The 16,613-nt window shown below is 57.1% G+C and carries 13 protein-coding genes; 9 read left to right on the top strand and 4 right to left on the bottom strand.

Annotated features, from left to right (window positions below):
• Positions 1 to 376: 376 nt before the first annotated feature.
• The 3 genes from ABWO67_RS14170 (at position 377) to ABWO67_RS14180 (ending at position 4,461) form a co-directional block, all read left to right on the top strand.
• Positions 377 to 2,008, top strand: a complete 1,632-nt coding sequence (locus ABWO67_RS14170; protein WP_502930021.1) for a ShlB/FhaC/HecB family hemolysin secretion/activation protein — start codon at positions 377 to 379, stop codon at positions 2,006 to 2,008.
• 265 nt (positions 2,009 to 2,273) lie between these two features.
• Positions 2,274 to 3,890 carry a collagen-like triple helix repeat-containing protein gene (locus ABWO67_RS14175; protein WP_353152592.1) on the top strand — a complete coding sequence of 539 codons (1,617 nt, stop codon included), beginning with the start codon at positions 2,274 to 2,276 and terminating at the stop codon, positions 3,888 to 3,890.
• A gap of 13 nt (positions 3,891 to 3,903) precedes the next feature.
• Complete coding sequence (locus ABWO67_RS14180) at positions 3,904 to 4,461, top strand: MarR family winged helix-turn-helix transcriptional regulator (protein ID WP_353152594.1); 558 nt, start codon at positions 3,904 to 3,906, stop codon at positions 4,459 to 4,461.
• Positions 4,462 to 4,475: 14 nt separating this feature from the next.
• On the opposite strand, the gene ABWO67_RS14185 is transcribed toward ABWO67_RS14180, so the two are convergent.
• Positions 4,476 to 5,462 (bottom strand): LysR substrate-binding domain-containing protein, encoded by a 987-nt coding sequence (locus ABWO67_RS14185; RefSeq protein WP_353152596.1) that lies wholly within the window; start codon positions 5,460 to 5,462, stop codon positions 4,476 to 4,478.
• A gap of 157 nt (positions 5,463 to 5,619) precedes the next feature.
• On the opposite strand from ABWO67_RS14185, the gene ABWO67_RS14190 reads away from it, so the two are divergent.
• The gene (locus ABWO67_RS14190; RefSeq protein WP_353152598.1) at positions 5,620 to 7,929 is read left to right on the top strand and encodes an NADP-dependent malic enzyme; all 2,310 of its coding nucleotides are present in this window, start codon (positions 5,620 to 5,622) and stop codon (positions 7,927 to 7,929) included.
• On the opposite strand, the gene ABWO67_RS14195 is transcribed toward ABWO67_RS14190, so the two are convergent.
• On the bottom strand, positions 7,913 to 9,349 hold the full coding sequence (locus ABWO67_RS14195; protein ID WP_353152600.1) for an aldehyde dehydrogenase family protein: 1,437 nt from the start codon (positions 9,347 to 9,349) through the stop codon (positions 7,913 to 7,915). The two genes, ABWO67_RS14190 and ABWO67_RS14195, sit on opposite strands and share 17 nt — an antisense overlap.
• A gap of 114 nt (positions 9,350 to 9,463) precedes the next feature.
• On the opposite strand from ABWO67_RS14195, the gene ABWO67_RS14200 reads away from it, so the two are divergent.
• Positions 9,464 to 10,681, top strand: a complete 1,218-nt coding sequence (locus tag ABWO67_RS14200) for a TIGR03862 family flavoprotein (RefSeq protein ID WP_353152602.1) — start codon at positions 9,464 to 9,466, stop codon at positions 10,679 to 10,681.
• A gap of 9 nt (positions 10,682 to 10,690) precedes the next feature.
• Here the strand turns inward: ABWO67_RS14200 and ABWO67_RS14205 are convergent, their stop codons facing one another.
• Positions 10,691 to 11,014, bottom strand: coding sequence for a YMGG-like glycine zipper-containing protein (locus ABWO67_RS14205; protein ID WP_353152604.1), 324 nt, complete (start codon positions 11,012 to 11,014; stop codon positions 10,691 to 10,693).
• 174 nt (positions 11,015 to 11,188) lie between these two features.
• Here ABWO67_RS14205 and ABWO67_RS14210 point away from each other — a divergent pair, with 174 nt between their 5' ends.
• The gene (locus tag ABWO67_RS14210; protein ID WP_353152606.1) at positions 11,189 to 11,806 is read left to right on the top strand and encodes a tRNA-uridine aminocarboxypropyltransferase; all 618 of its coding nucleotides are present in this window, start codon (positions 11,189 to 11,191) and stop codon (positions 11,804 to 11,806) included.
• Between the two features lie 78 nt (positions 11,807 to 11,884).
• Here the strand turns inward: ABWO67_RS14210 and ABWO67_RS14215 are convergent, their stop codons facing one another.
• On the bottom strand, positions 11,885 to 14,011 hold the full coding sequence (locus ABWO67_RS14215) for a TonB-dependent siderophore receptor (protein WP_353152614.1): 2,127 nt from the start codon (positions 14,009 to 14,011) through the stop codon (positions 11,885 to 11,887).
• 346 nt (positions 14,012 to 14,357) lie between these two features.
• Between ABWO67_RS14215 and ABWO67_RS14220 the strand changes: the two genes are divergently transcribed.
• From ABWO67_RS14220 to ABWO67_RS14230, 3 genes are read left to right on the top strand one after another with little or no spacing between them, the layout of a single operon-like run.
• Entirely contained in the window at positions 14,358 to 14,645 is a 288-nt protein-coding gene (locus tag ABWO67_RS14220; protein ID WP_353152608.1) for a DUF3649 domain-containing protein, read from the top strand.
• Between the two features lie 5 nt (positions 14,646 to 14,650).
• A complete protein-coding gene (locus ABWO67_RS14225; RefSeq protein ID WP_353152610.1) occupies positions 14,651 to 16,327 on the top strand; it encodes a PepSY-associated TM helix domain-containing protein in 1,677 nt (558 codons plus the stop codon).
• Positions 16,327 to 16,602 carry a DUF3325 domain-containing protein gene (locus ABWO67_RS14230; RefSeq protein ID WP_353152612.1) on the top strand — a complete coding sequence of 92 codons (276 nt, stop codon included), beginning with the start codon at positions 16,327 to 16,329 and terminating at the stop codon, positions 16,600 to 16,602. Before ABWO67_RS14225 ends, ABWO67_RS14230 begins: the two co-directional genes overlap by 1 nt.
• The last annotated feature ends 11 nt before the right edge of the window (positions 16,603 to 16,613 follow it).

Consider the following 16,613-nt stretch of genomic DNA (forward strand, 5'->3'; position numbering starts at 1 on the left):
GGCTAGGGATTACCCTACAGAAACCGTTTACATGACAAAAAGCAAGCAATAAATTTGCGTTTTAAAGTAGATGTAACGTGATTTATAGTGGTTTATTGCCAAAAATGAAGGTATTTGTCGCTTTTGTACGACTTTGTAGCAAGCTCGGGAATCAAGTTATGATGCGGCCTTGTTCCGGGTATGGCGGTTTCCGCCTTTTTCCAAAGGCGTGGGCTTACGCAGCGTGTTCATGTCTTATTCTGGCTGACTGATTACCGACATGAAATTTGCATCATTCCTCAAAAAACTGCCTGTAAGCACTTATCGGAACATTCCCTTGGCCGCATCCCTTGCGGCCTCATGTTTATTTACACCCGTTTCCTGGGCTGACGGCCCCATGCGCGGCAACCCCTTGGATAGCCTTCCCAAGATCGAAACGCCTGGTGCGGCGGCACGTCCGGCGCCGCCAGTGCGGCAAGAGGCAAATGATGCCCAGGCGGCGGTGGCTCGGCGTTTGCAGCAGCGGCTTATCCCCCGCTTTTTCGACGTCAAGGGCAATACCATCGTATCGCTGACCGAGATCGCCACCATTCTGGAACCGTTGGCGGGGCGCGAAATGACCGTGGCGCAACTGGTCCAAGAGGTCAACAAGATAACGGATTTGTATCAACAACAAGGCTATTCCCTGTCCTTCGCTTTGCTGCAGGATCAGGATTTCGCTAAGGGTCTGGTACGTGTGACCATCGTCGAGGGCCATGTGGCCAGTGTGCGTATCGATGGTGACGTCGGCAACGCTGCGGGTCGTCTTGAGTCACTTGCTCAGCCTTTGATCGCCGAGAAGCCGATGACCAGTGCTACGCTGGAGCGGGTACTGAATCTGATGCGTCAAGTGCCGGGTATGCGCTTCACGCCTACGCTTGATATGCCGCGTCGTGCCGATGGCGCCACTGAACTGGTGCTGGCGGCGACTCATCAAAAGATCGCTTTTTCGGCCGGGTTGGCGGATATGGGCGCAGGCATGCAGGGCCTGGTCACCGTGACGGCTAACAGTCTTACCCCTTTGGGGGAGCAAGTCCGGTTGACCGGCGCGGTGCCGTTGGCCAGCGGGGATGTACGTTACATCGATGGTGCGGTGTCTGTCCCCGTGGGTAACGATGGGCTTGCCGTGGAGCTTGATGGCTACCATTATCAAGCGTACCCGGAGGATGCTGTGCTGCAGGTTCAGGGATGGGAGCGCCGTGTCGTCAACGAGCGTATCGGCTTGGGCGTGAGCTACCCTTTCATCTTGAATAACAAGAGTTTGCTTACCGGTACAGCGGGGATTTATGCGGCGCAATCTATCGATGAGTATCACCGTGAGGCTGATAATGCGTGGTTGCAGCAGCGCACGCATTTGCGGGTACTTCGCGCTGGGCTTCGATATCGGGAAGTTGGGGAAAAGCAGTCTCGCGATATTTCCTTGAATATGTACAAAGGCCTCGACGCGTTAGGTGCGAAGAAGAGTATGACCAGCAACTACGCGGAATTTGGCGCGCCTGAATACGATATTGATTTCACGCGTTTTACGCTGGATCTGAAGCAGACTGCCATGCTTCCTGCAGGTTTCGGGCTTACCTTGTCGGGCACCGGTCAATACAGCAGGGATATTCTTCCCAATATCGAGCAAACATCTTTTGGGGCATGGCGCTATGGCCTGGGTTACCCCCAGGGGGAGTTGGCCGGCGATAAAGGGTATGGTGTGTCGGCTGAACTGAATCGGAAGTTCTCTACAGGTTGGGGTTTGTTAGCAACCATCCAGCCCTACGTCATGGTGGATCACGCGCGTGCCTGGTACAACAGCAACAATGTGCAGGCTGCCTACAGCGGTCGCAAGTTAACATCGGCAGCGGCCGGCGTGCGCCTTACTGACGATAAACACTATATTTTTGATTTCAATATCGCCAAGCCCATTGGGGATCTACCTTTAGGTCGCGATGAGCGAAAACTGCGATTCAACGCCAATTATTCTCTGCTTTACGATGGGTTTTAGGTTGGGAACGTTACGTAACGTTTTGCTGTGAAACACTGTCCCATTTGTAACATTCAGGGATTTGAGATGTTCGCAATTATGATGTTTTCTCGTTTTTGAAATTGTCTTATTATTGTATCTTATTGATAATTAACGTGATTTTTGTTGTTTTTCTGCTTGGTTAGGCTGTTTTTCAAGACGTTTTAAAAGTTGGCATTGATTTTGCTTGATAGGGTGTATGGCTGATTGCATTTAATCACCGATCATTACTATCAAGGAGATCATCATGGGGCATCCCAATAAGCAACTGGCAGCACGCAACGGTGCTTTTAGGCTGACACTTATCGCAAGCGTAATGGCTGGCGTCATGGTGCTGGCAGGTTGTTCCAGCTCGGGAACGAGCGGCTCCAAGGTTGTGCCGCCAACCGTGAATCCTGGCGGCATGGATCCCAATAATCCAAATCCCGGCGGTACGGATCCTAGCAATCCCAATCCAGGTGGTACTGATCCTAGCAACCCGAATCCTGGCGGTACGGATCCCAATAATCCAAATCCTGGCGGTACGGATCCTAACAACCCCAATCCCAATCCCGGTAACCCGGGTGACAACGTGAGCAAGGCGGGCCCCTTGGAAACCACGTTGAACAATGCCGGTGCGGCTGTCGATAATATTCTGCCAGCGGGTTTGGGCGATACGCTTGGCGACGTGGGCACGCAACTGGATACGGTTGTGGGGCCGGTAGCCGGGACAATAACTGATTTGACCCAGACGGTGGGCGCCGAGACAGGTTTGGGAGAGCCGGTGGCCGGTCTTCTGGGGCAGGTCGGCACTGCGGTATCCAATGTGGGCGATAGTTTGAGCGATACTGGGCTTCCTTCTAATTTGAGTCCGGGTGTGGGGGGCTTGGTAAGCGGGTTGGGTGACACGGTCGGTAGTGTTGGCGGTCTGTTGAACGCCGACCCGAGCAAGCCCAATGCGTTGGTCACTGTTCTGGATAATGCTACGGGCGCCGTCGGATCGCTGACAGGAGCCTTGGGCGGTAGCGGCGGGTTGTTGTCTCCTCTCGGTGGATTGGTGAGTGATGGCGGCGTGTTCGAAGGCGGGCATCAGCCTGTCCTTGAGCCAAGCTTGGGAAATGTCGGTCAGACGGTGGACAATCTGGCTCCTTTAGGCCTGGCTTCGACGCTGGGTGGGCTGGGCGGCACGCTTGACAATGTTGTGTCTCCTGTTGTTGGCTCCACAACCGACTTGACTCAGTCGCTGGGTGACGGGCTGGGCGTAGGTCAGCCGGTGTCGCAGCTATTGACCAGTCTTGGCGGTTCTTTGGCAGGAGTGGGCGGTCAAGTGGGAACGAGTTTGCCCGGCGGCGTTGGTGGACTGATTGGCGGCCTCGGTGCTACCGTGGCTAGTGCTGGCGGTATCTTGCATGCCGGTCCTGGTAATGCCAATCCGGTCGGCGATGTCTTGTCCAATGCAACAGGTGCTGTCGCAGCGCTCACTTCAGGAACGGGCTTGGATGGCGGCGCCAGCGGCGGCTTGCTGGCTCCCGTCACAAACTTGTTGGGCGGCGTAACTGGCGGCGCTACAGGTGGTGGCGCCGGCGGTGGCTTGTTGGCCCCTGTTACTAACCTGGTAGGTGGTGTAACTGGCGGCGCCACAGGCGGCGGTGCCGGTACAGGTGGCTTACTGGCTCCTGTGACTAATCTGGTGGGTAGTGTGACGGGCGGCGGTGTAGCCGGCGCACCAGATGGTGCGGCAGCCGGCGGTGTCGGCGGCTTGTTGGCTCCGGTTACCGGTTTGCTGGGTAGCCTGACTGGTGGTGTGGCGGATGCTGGTTCCGCCGGGGGTAATGCATCTGGCGGTCTTTTGGGTGGATTGCTCGGCGGCGTCGCCAAACGCTAAAGGAGGGATGGCGATGCTGGTTCAAACTACAGCGGCGACCATCCGGAATTTCGGCAGCACCAGCCGCGCTTACTCAAGAGCGGCGCTGCCGGAAGACCAGTTGGAAAGCTTGGCGGTCATAATTGGCAGGCGACTCTCGCTTTATATGGATGCTCATTTGTCATCGCTTGCCGAGGAAAATGGCATACCGCTCATGGACTTCAAGGCGCTTGCCTATATTGTTGAGTTCCAGTCTTTGCCCACCGGCCAGCTGGTTCGGTTGATGGGCCTGAGTCCCGGGGGCACAACGGCGCTTATAAATCGGCTCGAGGCCGGCGGTTTTATCACGCGTGATCGCGATAAATACGATAGGCGCGTGGTGGCGCTTAAGCCTATTGCGGAGCGTTGTGCCGGTCTCGTTTTTTCCGGAGACGGTTTGGCACGGCATATTGCCGCTGCCTCGGAATTCTGCGACGAGCCTGGGCTGGAAGGCATACGTGATTTCCTTACCTGTTTTCTGAATGGGCTAAAAGTAGATACACAAAGCTGGTTGATGACAGCGACCAAAGAAGGGAGCGCCCAGGCTGTTTGATATATGTGCGCTTCCTAGTACTGATAACTGCCACTATCGGATCGTGTGCCAGTTTCAGTGCAAAGCGCGCGCAGGGCGGCCGAGAAACGTGTATCGACGTTGCGCGGCGATGCATTCGTTCGTGAAAACAGGGCGACGGGCGATAGTGTCCAGTCAAATGAGTAGGGAACGATAGCGACGCCGGCAATCCGAACCAGTTCTTCGGCAATGTCGGCGGGCACTATCGACACCGCTTTGTCGTTGGCGACGATCATTTCGCCGATGAGCTTGGATGAATAACTTTCCACGATAGGAGCGGGGGCCTTGAGGCCGGCCCGTAGAAAAATATCGGCAACTTGTTCGCGCATGGATGTATTGCGCGGGCCCAGGATCCAATCCATCTCTGCCAATTCCTTCCAGTCCAGGCGGCGTCGACCTAGTCGCCCCGCCAGTGCCCGGCTGGCGATGAGCCTGGGGTGTTGGTGGTATAGGACCTGATGGGTGATGCCCTGCATATCCAGCGCTGTCGAAGGCCTGCCGATAACAAAATCCAGCGCATGGTCGCGCAGCGACACCAGCAGTTGTTCCGTCGTGCCATTGTGAATGGTCACGGTTATCTGTTGTTCGCCAGGCAGAGTGCGTTGAATCGCCGCCGATAACAATTGGCCCGAAATGAAGGGGATGGCGCCGATATGCAGGTGGGCGGCCCTTCCCGATGCCAATGCCTCCATGTCCAGCGTAAGCGAGTCCAGGTCATGCAGCATTGCCTGAGCGCGGGCCAGGACGATGGCGCCCAGCGGTGTGGCCACCATTCCTTGCGCTGAGCGCCGGAACAAAGCAGTGCCGAACATCTCTTCCAGGTCAGCCAGGGCATGGGTGACTGCTGGCTGGCTGGTGGACATATGTTCCGCAACTTTGGTCAGCGAGCCCAGTTTCTGTATTTGCAAAAGCAAGGCTAAGTGCCGCATTTTGAGGCGGCCAACCAGTCGGCGCACCACCTCTTCCGACTCGAATTTCCCCATGCTACGCCCCACATATAAGTAAAAAGTAATACAGGTATCTTAATACTAAATAGTTAGCTTATGCCTGCTGACTATACTGTTTGGGAACGGCGGCGCTGCAAGAGGCAGCGTACGGGGCCAGATATGTCCGGATTCGTCCCAAATAAGGAATTAAGCAATGAGCACAGTAGACAGGCAAGCGGCATTGGATTACCACGAGTTCCCAGTCCCTGGAAAAATATCGGTGACTGCTTCCAAGCCGTTAATGACGCAGCGCGATCTGGGGTTGGCCTACACGCCCGGCGTTGCAGCAGCCTGCGAAGAAATTGTCAGCGACCCGATGAATGCCTTTCGCTACACCGGCCGGGGTAACCTCGTGGGTGTTATTACCAACGGAACCGCAGTCCTGGGGCTGGGCAACATTGGCGCTCTGGCATCCAAGCCTGTTATGGAAGGTAAGGCGGTACTGTTCAAGAAGTTCGCCGGACTGGATGTCTTCGATATTGAGATTAACGAGACCGATCCCGACAAGCTGGTAGAAATCATTGCCGGGCTAGAGCCGACCTTTGGCGGCATCAATCTGGAAGACATCAAGGCGCCCGAATGTTTTGAGGTCGAGCGCAAGCTGCGCGCGCGCATGAAAATACCCGTCTTCCACGACGATCAGCATGGCACGGCGATTACGGTATCCGCAGCTTTCATCAACGGTTTGAAAGTGGTGGGCAAGGACATCTCCCAAGTCAAGGTAGTTAGCTCGGGCGCAGGCGCCGCTGCTCTGGCCTGCCTGGATCTGATGGTCGATCTGGGCTTGCCGCTGGAGAATGTTTGGGTGACTGATATCGATGGCGTGGTTCACCAAGACCGCGAGACGGCGATGGGCCCCGAAATGGTTCGGTTCGCGCAAAAAACCAGCGCACGCACACTTGCCGAGGTCATTGCGGATGCCGACGTGTTCCTGGGCTTGTCTGCCGGCGGGGTGCTCAAGCCCGCCATGCTCAAGTCGATGGCGGCGCGTCCGCTAGTCCTGGCTTTGGCCAACCCCACGCCGGAGATTCTTCCTGAAGTCGCCCATTCGGTGCGCGACGACGTGGTCATGGCGACCGGGCGTTCCGACTTCCCTAATCAAGTCAATAACGTATTGTGCTTTCCTTATATTTTCCGGGGTGCGCTGGACGTGGGCGCCACGGTCATTACGCGGGAAATGGAGAAGGCTGCCGTCTACGCCATTGCCGGCTTGGCAGAAGAAGAGCAAAGCGACGTCGTCGCCGCCGCTTACGGCGGATATGACCTGGCATTCGGGCCGGACTACCTGATACCCAAGCCATTCGATCCTCGCCTGATCGTGCGGATCGCGCCAGCCGTGGCCAAGGCCGCCATGGAAGGTGGCGTCGCAACGCGGCCTTTGGACGATCTTCAAGCCTACGCCGAAAAACTGCAGCAGTTTGTCTATCACTCGGGGGCCTTCATGAAGCCGCTCTTTGCCGCGGCGCGGCAATGGGTACGGGATGGCGGCAAAGCGCGTATTGTTTTTTCCGAAGGCGAGGACGAACGCGTCTTGCGGGCCGTGCAAGTCGTTGTCGACGAAAAGCTTGCCCATCCGATTCTTGTGGGCCGTCCGGCGGTATTGCTGTCGCGCATCGAGAAACTGGGCCTGCGGTTGCGCCTGGGTCAGGACGTAGAAGTGACCAACCCAGAGTCCGACGAACGTTTTCACCAGTACTGGACCACCTATTGGGAGCGCATGTGCCGCAGCGGCATCACCAAAGAAATGGCCCGGGTGGAAATGCGCCGTCGGCTGACGCTGATCGGCGCCATGATGGTGCATCTTGGCGATGCAGACGGCCTGGTGTGCGGTACGGTGGGGGCCTATCATGATCACCTGCGCTTCATCGACGAGATCATCGGCAAAAAGCCCGGCGCCAACAGTTATGCGGCCATGAATATTCTGCTGCTCGATGAGCGTGTGGTGGCGCTGGCAGATACCCATGTGAATGACGACCCGACTGCCGAGCAGATCGCCGAATGCACTCTGGCCGCGGCCAAGGTGCTGGCGCAACTTGAGCTCGCCCCCAAGGTTGCGCTGTTGTCGCGTTCCAACTTTGGGTCTGGCAGTTCAGCTTCCGGCGCGAAAATGCGCAGGGCGCTGGAACTGGTGCGAGAGCAGGATCCTGGCCTGGAAGTGGATGGTGAAATGCATGGCGATTGCGCCCTGGACGAAAACCTGCGCCAGCGAATACTGCCTTCGTCGCCATTGACGGGCGCTGCCAACCTGTTGGTTTGCCCCAATGTCGACGCCGGCAATATCGCTTATAACCTGCTTAAGACGGCAGCCGGCGGCAACGTGGCGGTAGGGCCGTTTTTGCTGGGGGTCAACGCCCCCGTGCATATCCTGACTTCCAGTTCTTCAGTGCGCCGCATTATCAATATGGCGGCCTTGACGGTGATCGAGGCGAACCGCCTCGAAACAGACGTCAGCCTTGATACTTGATAGCGACTGTTTTCAGCACTGTGAAGCCGTATAGGGCTTCGAAGCCCTTTTCGCGGCCATGCCCGCTGGCCTTGATACCGCCAAAGGGCAGTTCGATCCCGCCGCCCGCACCGTAGTTGTTGATATAGACCTGGCCGGCACGGATGCGCCGAGCCAGACGCAACTGCCGTGCGCCATCTTTCGTCCAGACACTGGCGACCAGCCCAAAGTCTGTTCCGTTGGCGATTTCCACCGCTTCGTCTTCAGAATCGAAGGGAATGGCAACCAGCACTGGGCCGAAAATTTCTTCGCGCGCCAGCTTGTGGTCGGGGGGCACATCACGAAATACGGTAGGTGCTTGAAAAAAGCCTTCTGCCGCGGCTTCCGGCACCACTTGGCCTTGGCCGGCAATTTTCAAGCCGTCGTCCAGGGCCGACTGGATGTATTTTTGTACCCGTTCCTGTTGCGTCTTCCGAATCAATGGGCCGCACTCAAGATCCATGCTGGCTGGGCCGACGCGCGTTTTGTTGAAAGCCTCGGCAATCAGCCCAAGCACTTTTTCGTAGACGGGACGCTCGATGAGCAGGCGGCTGCCGGCAGAGCAGGTTTGCCCTGTGTTCTGGATGATGGCTTTCAAGACGGTAGGCACGACCTCATTGAAATCGGCGTCGGCAAATACCACTTGGGGCGACTTGCCGCCCAGTTCCAGCGTGACCGGCGTGTGGTTGTCTGCGGCGGCCTTGGTCACCAATGTGCCAACGGTTGGCGATCCGGTAAATGAAATGTGGTCGACGTCGGGGTGTTTGACCAGCGCATCGCCAGCTTCGTGGCCATAACCGGTTACCAGATTCAGCACGCCAGCTGGTAAACCAACTTCCTTGGCCAGTTCAACCACACGCAATATCGACAGGCAGGCATCTTCGCCGGGTTTGACGACGCAGGTGTTGCCTGCCGCTAGCGCCGCTGCAACGCAGCGACCAAAAATTTGCAGAGGATAGTTCCAGGGCACGATGTGGCCTGTCACGCCGTGGGGCTCACGCCAGGTCAGCACGGCAAAGCCATCGCTGTAGGGGATGGTTTCACCATGGAGCTTGTCGCAGGCGCCCGCATAGAATTCGAAGTAGCGCGCCACAGCGGTGGCATCGGACTTGGCTTGCGTTAGCGGCTTGCCGCAATCGGCCGATTCCAGCAAGGCCAGCTCTTCGTGATGTTCAAGCAATTTTTGCGAGAGCTTATGCAGCAGGCGGCCGCGTTCCATGGCGGAAACCTTGGACCAGGTGTTTTCGTAGGCGTTGCGCGCAGATTTCACTGCGTCGTCGATGTCTTGGCTATTGCCGCGGCTGATATCCCGGATGACAGTGCCATCAGAGGGATTGAGCATGGGGATTACGTCGGCTGAGTGTGACTCTACCCAGCGGTTATCAATAAATACGGTATTCATAGTGTGCGCTTATGTCGTGTTCAGGATGGAAAACAGGGCTAGATCGGGTTCTATGATACTCATATTTCAAGCTCGCCTTTGTGCTAACGTACGATTTTCCGCGACTCTTAACTCATGTCTTCTTATTCTGTAGCGGTGGTAGGCGGCGGGCCTGCGGGGTTGATGGCGGCCGAAACGCTGGCGAATGCCGGCATTCGCGTTGACCTTTATGATGCCATGCCGTCGGTCGGCCGCAAGTTCTTGTTGGCCGGTCGTGGCGGCCTGAACCTTACCCATAGCGAGCCAACCGCGGCATTTCGGTCGCGATTTGGCGCGCGCGAGGCGCAGGTATCACCGTGGCTGGATCAGTTCGATGCCCAGGCTTTGCGCGAGTGGGCTCAAGGACTAGGGATAGATACTTTCGTCGGATCATCGGGACGGGTCTTTCCTGTCGAAATGAAAGCGGCGCCGTTGCTCCGCGCCTGGTTGCATAGGCTGCGCGCCGTTGGGGTACAGGTCCATACACGGCACACGTGGCGCGGCTGGACCGATGACGGTGCACTTATGCTGGACACGCCCCAGGGCGTGGCGACCAAGCAGGCCGATGCCGTCGTGTTGGCTCTGGGCGGCGCCAGTTGGGCGCGGCTGGGTTCGAATGGCGCTTGGCAGACTACGTTAAGGCAGAGGGGCGTTGACGTAGCGCCTTTGCTTCCCGCAAATTGCGGTTTCCTGGCCGACTGGACTCCTCACTTCAACGAGCGCTTTGCGGGTCAACCTCTTAAATCTATCGCCATGGCGCCGCAAGGCGGCTTGCCGATGCGGCGCGGCGAATGCGTGGTGACTGCTGACGGCCTGGAAGGCGGGCTGATCTATGCCTGGTCAGCAGCGCTGCGTGACACAATACTTGCCACGGGGGAAGCGGTGCTACATATCGACTTGTTGCCCGCGCGCGATGCCGCACAGGTGCTGTCCGAGGTCGCCAAGCCTCGCGGGGCCCGGTCCTGGTCCAGCCATTTGAGCAGTCGACTGGGTCTGCGTGGCGTCAAGGCTGCGCTGTTGCGTGAATGCCTGCCCAAAGAAGTCTTCGAGCATCCTGAAACTGTGGCGGCAGCGATTAAATGTGTGCCGGTGCGCTTGCGCGGCATGCGGCCTATTGACGAGGCAATCAGCACAGCAGGCGGGGTCGCGTTCGATGGCCTGGATCGGAACTCGATGTTGCGGGCCATGCCCGGCGTATTTTGCGCGGGAGAGATGCTGGACTGGGAAGCCCCGACCGGCGGCTATTTGCTGACGGCATGTTTTGCAAGCGGCCGCGCAGCAGGGCAGGGGGTTTTACAGTGGCTAGACCGCTAATGGATTGGGTTAGCGGTGGTGGCGATGCTTGTGGCCACGATGCTTGCGCTGTTGCACATAGCGGCGGTCGGAATGCCTATATTTTTTGTGGCCCTTCCATTCACGTCGGCCCCGGTCTTCGGTAAGGACATTGCCCAGCAAGCCGCCTGCAGCTGCGCCGCCTAGTGTATATAAGGTATCGCCGTTCGATATAACCGCGCCTGCGGCAGCACCTAGTCCCGCCCCTAGTATGGTGTTGGTTGTTTTTCGGTCGGCTGCCACGGCAGTGCTTGATATCGCCATGGCGATCAGGCCGGCCACTGCAAATTGAGCAATAGTGCGTATTGGTTTCATTATGGTGTTGCTCCAAAATCAACAGATATGCCGCAGCTTACTTAGGGGACCAGCCCCGCGCAAGCGCCGTTGCGGGGTTTGCAGCACATTGAAATAATTTAGGGTGGGCCAGCGGCTTCCTGTTACGCTTCTGTGCCATATTGAAACGAAAGTACTCCTTTTTGCCACATCGTCATGCCAGATCAGCTATCTTCAACCCGCCTGCACTGCGACCGATGCCTTAGGCCTCAGTCGCATTGCCTATGCGGTTACGTCTCCACCGTGAGCAATCGGACACGGGTTTTGGTGCTACAGCATCCTGAAGAACACAAGCATGCACTTAATACAGGACGTCTGGCTGTACTGGGTCTGGAACGGGCTGAGTTGCTGGTGGGAGAGCATTTCCCTCAATTGGTTGACATGCTGCCGGCATTTACTTCGGCTTTCTTGCTGTTTCCGGGCGAATTTGCGCAGCCGCCTCAGCCGCTGGCCTGTGACGTCGCAAACGGATCTGTATTGCTGATTGTGCCCGATGGGACATGGCGCAAGGCGCGCAAAATCTTGTATGCGAACCCCGTGTTGAATACCTTGCCTCGCCTGAGCCTGGAAGCGGGGGCGCCGTCCAGGTATCGGTTACGCAAAACCAGCGTACCTGCTGCTGTATCCACGATAGAAGCAATAGCGCGCACTTTGGCGGCCCTTGAGCCGGAGCAGGATTTCAACCCGATCTTAAGGCCGTTCGATGCCTTGATTGAACAGCAAATCCAGGCAATGGGGAGCGATGTTTACCGGCGGCATCATCAGCCGGGGTAGCTGCGGGTATCCGATGGTCAGTCGCTGATTCTCGAAGAGGGTCTCTTTCACGGCATCCACATCGATGCTGACCGGCCCTTACCACTGATACCGCAGGCTGGCCCGTATGCTGCGTTGGTAGCCATACCAGCACCAATCCTCCCCAGTGCATGACGCAACGTATTCCTTGTCGAACAGGTTATTGACGTTAAGTGCTACGGACATGCCTTTCAGCGCTGGGCTGGCGCGCCCCAGGTCATAGTCCAGTGCGGCGTCCACCAACGTGGCAGCCGGCACCTTGAAGGCATTGTGTGTGCCGCCGGAGCTGGTGCCAAGATAGCGTGCCCCCGCCGCTACGCCCAGGCCGGAAAGCGAACCGCTTTGCACTTGATAACGTGCCCACACCGACGCCTGGTGTTTTGGAATCCCATAGGGGGTGCTTCCCTCCAGGCTCGGTCGGCTAGCAGTGGCATTATCTTTGGTGTATTCATTGGCAATATAAGAGTAATTGGCGATCACACTCAAGCCGCGGGTGAACTCGCTGCGTGCCTCAAATTCCAGGCCTTGTGTGCGCAATTCCCCGGTTTGTTCCTGACAGCGTGAGCCCACGCAGCCAGGTATGGTCGTCAGCATGTTCTTGCGGCGAATGTCGAAGGCAGCCACTGAGTACAGTGCATTTGTACCAGGCGGCTGGTATTTCACTCCGACCTCATATTGTTCACCTTCAAGTGGATCAAAGGGTTTATCGTTGGCGTCGGTGCCCGATTGCGGTTCGAACGACTGGGCAAAGCTGATGTACGGTGCGACGCCATTATCGAAGTTATAAATAACGCCTAAGCGGCCGGTAAATGCCTCGGCACGTGTTCCGCTGGACGTGGGTGTCGATGTTGTCAGGTTGGTGCCGTTCGATACTGTGCGGGACCAATCGTAGCGTCCGCCCAGCAGGACTGAAAGGCGGTCGATCTTGATTTGATCCTGCAAGTACACCCCGGTCTGGTACTGGCGTTGGTTCGTGTCGCTGATCCAGTTCAGTGGCCCGATGTTCTGATGGTAATCAGGGTTGAACACATCCAGGGGGGGCGCCCGGTCGAAGCTGCTGGCACGTGTGTCGGAGTTCAGGTTCGCATAGTCCACACCCGCAAGAAGAGTGTGCTGGATCGCACCAGTGGTGAATTTCCCCTGAAGGTGGTTGTCGATCACATACGTGTCCATCGATACGTCAGTGCCGCCTTTGCTACGCGAAATCAGGCCATAGTTGCTGTCCGGGACGTAGCCGCTAGAATAGACCGATCGATAGATACCCTCGGCGTGCAAATAGCGCGCATTCGACCGTACTGTCAGGGCATCGTTGAATTTGTGCTCGAAGTCGTAGCCGATGGAATGATTGCGCCGATCACTGGTTTCGAAGTCCGCGTCGCCATCGTAAAAGTCTGGTGGAAGCCTATAACCATCTGGCGCGTCGACCAAAGTGCGCACCCGGGGCACAGCTCCGTATGAGCCCATGTGGGGATCACGCTGCAAATTGGCCAGCACCGTCAAACGGGTATCGCTTGATGGCTGCCAAGTAAACGAGGGGGAAATAAAATAACGGCTTTCCTCAGTCTTGTTGAGTTGGCCGTCGGACATATAGCCCGATCCTGTCAGGCGGTACAGAAACTGCTCGGAATCGCCTACCGGCCCCGAAAAATCGAAGTTGGCCCGTCGATAATCAAAGTTGCCAACTTGCAGTTCTACTTCTCTGCGCGCCTCTGACGTTGGCCGCTTGCTGATCTGATTGACCACGCCGCCAGGGCCTCCCTGGCCGAACATAACCGATGACGGCCCCTTAAGTACATCAACTTGTTGCAGACGGTAGGCGTCGACCTGGGGCAGGGCATCGCGAGAACCGAATACACGTAGCCCATCAAGAAGCGTGGTCGCAGAAAACCCCCGAACCGTGAACTGATCCAAGCGCGATGCTGTAGCCCCGCGCGTTTCCGGTGCGATGCCAGACGTATAACGCAGCACTTGATTCAGCGTTTGCGCTCCTTGTTCACGTATCTGGTCTTCGGTAATGACCGAGATGGACTGCGGAACCTCCATAAGCGGCGTGTCGGTTTTGGTGGCAGTCGACGTTTTTTCGGCAACATATCCGATGGTTTCGTCGCCCGATCCCACCACCGTCACCGGTGCAAGCTGCGCCGCTTCCTTGGCATCCTGGGCATGGACGGGCGCTGCCGCTCCCATTGCGAAAATAATTGCTGCCAGAACCGTAGGCCGGCTGGGGTGGTTGAACAACATCGACATCCGGTGCTTCTCCCGAGAATTTTTATAGTGCCATTAATTAACATTGAGAATCATAATGATTATCATTGGCGTACGATTCTAGAGAGAGTGATGCGGCTTTGCAACACGGTTGCTTATCGAAAAGGGCACGCGCGCATGCCACTGCGCCTTGCATGGCTTGCTGTGCGGCGATTCTTGCCATAATTTCGACCCATAACTTATAATGCGAACCTTTCTCATTATCGTTGTCATCAAGCAACGTTGACACGCTTGCCGTCTTGCACCGGGCCAAACTGGATCCTTATCTATGAATTCGCTTGTTCGATGGACCTGCTCCTGGGGGCCTTTGTTGTCACGCATTGTCGCGGCGCTTTTCGGCGGTTATGCACTGGCAGCATTAGCCAGTGTGGCCGCGGTGGCCTTGCCCGTTTCACGTAGTGAAGCTGTTTTGACTGGCATGCTGCTCAGCTTCGCTGTCTATGCTGGCGCCGTCATTTGGGTGTTTGCCGTCAGGTCAGCCTGGCGCGCCTGGGCAGGCCTGGTGGTAGGGGCATTGCCTCTGGGGCTGGCGGCATGGTCGGTATGGATGCAATAAGAATCATGACTATCAATACCTCCGCCGACATCCCCAAACGTGTTGCTGCCGCGCGTAAACCAGCAAAAGCGCCTGGCATTCGCCAAACAATGTCGGACTTGCATATCTGGACGGGTCTGCTTGCCGGTTGGATTCTGTACGCCATGTTCCTGACGGGCACCGCTAGCTACTTTCGAGACGAAATTTCGCAGTGGATGCGGCCCGATGTGCCGGCGCAATTGCAACTGGTCGATGCGGCTGAAATGGGATCCCGGCTGATTTCAAGCTTGCAAACGATTGCGCCGACAAGCTCGCAGTGGGGCATCAAGCTGCCGGATGCGCGCAACAATACGGCAAACGTATTCTGGCGCGATGGCAAGCGCTTCAACCGAGCTACGCTTGATCCGGCGACAGGGCAGAAGATCGGTGTACGTGAATCCATAGGCGGCGAATTTTTCTATCGCTTTCATTTCCAGCTGCATTATTTTCCTGTCCTCTGGGGCCGCTGGATCACGGGGCTTTGCGGCATGTTCATGCTGGTGGCCATCATCAGCGGTGTCATCACGCACAAAAAAATCTTTATCGATTTTTTCACCTTTAGATGGGGCAAGGGGCAACGTTCCTGGCTCGATGCGCACAATGGGCTATCCGTGCTCGGACTGCCGTTTCATTTGATGATCACTTATACAGGGCTGGTCACGCTGATGCTTTTGTATATGCCGTGGGGTAGTGACGCCGCTTTCAAAGAGGCGTCGCAACGCCAGGCCATGCAAACCGAGCTCAGCGCATTTGTGCGCCCTGGCCAGCCTAGCGGGCAGAAGGCCGAGCTGGCGCCCGTTGCCGGCATGGTTCAACAGGCGCAGGCGCGGTGGGGCGAGGAGAGCGTTGGCGGAATCAATGTCAATAATCCAGGCGATGCGTCGGCGCGTGTCATCGTGGTGCGGGCTGACGACGCGCGTGTTTCGACCAGTCCACAGTACATGATGTTCGATGGCGCCAGCGGACAACTGCTCGAGACCAAAGACAAGGTTGGGGCAGCGGCCGAGACACGAGGCGTTATGTATGCTTTGCATCTGGGTCGGTTTTCCGATTACCCGTTGCGTTGGCTATATTTTCTGGTGAGTCTGGCCGGCACTGCCATGGTAGGCACGGGATTGGTATTGTGGACGGTGAAACGGCGCGCCAAGTTGCCTGACCCCGCAAAGCCGTACTTCGGGTTTCGTCTGGTCGAAAGGCTTAATATCACCGCCATTGCGGGGCTGTCTGTAGCGATGGCTGCATTCTTGTGGGGGAACCGGCTATTGCCTGCGGCGCTTGCCGATCGCAGGGTGTGGGAAGTGGATCTGCTCTTCATCGCGTGGGGCGCTACTTTTGCCTATGCGTTGGTACGGCCCGCAAAACGGGCCTGGGTAGAACTCTTGTGGCTGGCCGCAGGCCTGCTGATTTTTTTGCCATTGCTTAATGCCTTCACCACTGAGCGCAACCTTTTTCACAGCATCGCTGTCGGTGACTGGCTGTTCGCGGGATTTGACCTGACGATGCTGGCATTTGGCGGACTCCATGCGCTGCTGGCCATACGCGCACAGCGTTATCAGCCAAAAGTTCGGCCTGTGGTGCGCAAGCCTCAGCAAGCACCCGGAATGGTGGACTCGCATGTTGCCTTAAGTCCTGCGCAAGCACCTACCACCACGGAGGCTCGCTGATGAATCATCTGAATATATTATTGCTGTCCGTACTGGCCTTTATTTGTTTGGCGCTGGCTATGGAACGTCATCAAGCAGATTTGTTTGGACGTCAGTTGGACTCGGGTGCCACGAAAATGCTGCGTGCCGCAGGCTGGGTCTTGCTTTGTGCCTCCTTGGCCGTTGCAGTGCGCCAGCCGTTATGGTCTCTTGGGCTTGTTGCCTGGTTTGGGTACCTTAGTGCTGGCGCTGGGGCAGTGTTCGGGGCGCTGGTGCTGGCGCAACGGCGTTGCTAGATCATAGCCAC

The sequence above is a fragment of the Pollutimonas bauzanensis genome (assembly GCF_040393045.1).
Lineage (GTDB): Bacteria > Pseudomonadota > Gammaproteobacteria > Burkholderiales > Burkholderiaceae_B > Pollutimonas > Pollutimonas bauzanensis_A.

What these genes read in the sequence shown, in the direction of transcription:
- ABWO67_RS14225 (WP_353152610.1), top strand. Translation starts at nt 14,651, where the DNA reads ATGACTATCAATACCTCCGCCGACATCCCCAAACGTGTTGCTGCCGCG.
- ABWO67_RS14170 (WP_502930021.1), top strand. Translation starts at nt 377, where the DNA reads ATGCGCGGCAACCCCTTGGATAGCCTTCCCAAGATCGAAACGCCTGGT.
- ABWO67_RS14190 (WP_353152598.1), top strand. Translation starts at nt 5,620, where the DNA reads ATGAGCACAGTAGACAGGCAAGCGGCATTGGATTACCACGAGTTCCCA.
- ABWO67_RS14175 (WP_353152592.1), top strand. Translation starts at nt 2,274, where the DNA reads ATGGGGCATCCCAATAAGCAACTGGCAGCACGCAACGGTGCTTTTAGG.
- ABWO67_RS14195 (WP_353152600.1), bottom strand. Translation starts at nt 9,349, where the DNA reads ATGAATACCGTATTTATTGATAACCGCTGGGTAGAGTCACACTCAGCC.
- ABWO67_RS14230 (WP_353152612.1), top strand. Translation starts at nt 16,327, where the DNA reads ATGAATCATCTGAATATATTATTGCTGTCCGTACTGGCCTTTATTTGT.
- ABWO67_RS14200 (WP_353152602.1), top strand. Translation starts at nt 9,464, where the DNA reads ATGTCTTCTTATTCTGTAGCGGTGGTAGGCGGCGGGCCTGCGGGGTTG.
- ABWO67_RS14205 (WP_353152604.1), bottom strand. Translation starts at nt 11,014, where the DNA reads ATGAAACCAATACGCACTATTGCTCAATTTGCAGTGGCCGGCCTGATC.
- ABWO67_RS14210 (WP_353152606.1), top strand. Translation starts at nt 11,189, where the DNA reads ATGCCAGATCAGCTATCTTCAACCCGCCTGCACTGCGACCGATGCCTT.
- ABWO67_RS14185 (WP_353152596.1), bottom strand. Translation starts at nt 5,462, where the DNA reads ATGGGGAAATTCGAGTCGGAAGAGGTGGTGCGCCGACTGGTTGGCCGC.
- ABWO67_RS14220 (WP_353152608.1), top strand. Translation starts at nt 14,358, where the DNA reads ATGAATTCGCTTGTTCGATGGACCTGCTCCTGGGGGCCTTTGTTGTCA.
- ABWO67_RS14215 (WP_353152614.1), bottom strand. Translation starts at nt 14,011, where the DNA reads ATGGGAGCGGCAGCGCCCGTCCATGCCCAGGATGCCAAGGAAGCGGCG.
- ABWO67_RS14180 (WP_353152594.1), top strand. Translation starts at nt 3,904, where the DNA reads ATGCTGGTTCAAACTACAGCGGCGACCATCCGGAATTTCGGCAGCACC.